Annotated in this window: 1 pseudogene; it reads left to right on the forward strand. The window is 54.9% G+C overall.

Going from position 1 to position 541, the window contains the following annotated elements:
- Window positions 1–541, forward strand: a pseudogene (locus WM40_RS27355) (IS3 family transposase); the annotation flags it as partial.

Here is a 541-nt window from a genome sequence, read left to right on the forward strand (position 1 = left end):
GGGCCATCCGAGTTGCGCCGGCTGCGCCAGTTAGAAGAAGAGAATAGCAAGCTCAAACGCTTGGTGGCCGACCTGAGTTTGGACAAGACGATGTTGCAGGACGTTTTAGCAAAAAAGCTTTAAAGCCTTCGCGCAAGCGACTGCTCATCGACGAGTTGCGAGACCGATATGGCGCGAGTTTGACGAAGGCCTGCGCACTGTTTCGGATGTCAGGCTCGCTGTACCGTTACAAGTCTGTGGCGCGCGACTCGTCGGCACTGTTGCTGCGAATAAAGGACATTGCAAAGACCCGAGTGCATTACGGATATCGACGGGTGCATGTTCTTTTACGGCGCGAAGGCTGGCCGGACAATCACAAACGGGTGTATCGACTGTATCAGGAAGAAGGCTTGTCGCTCAGGCTCAAACGGCCAAAGCGGAACAAGTCGGCACAGTTACGCCAACCCAAGCATCTGGTCACGGCGATGAATCAGATTTGGAGCATGGACTTCGTCGCCGACGCACTGTTCGATGGGCGCAAGCTTCGTGCATTGAGCGTTGT

Origin of the sequence: Robbsia andropogonis, assembly GCF_000970345.1 — a bacterium.
In the GTDB taxonomy this organism is placed as follows: domain Bacteria; phylum Pseudomonadota; class Gammaproteobacteria; order Burkholderiales; family Burkholderiaceae; genus Robbsia; species Robbsia andropogonis.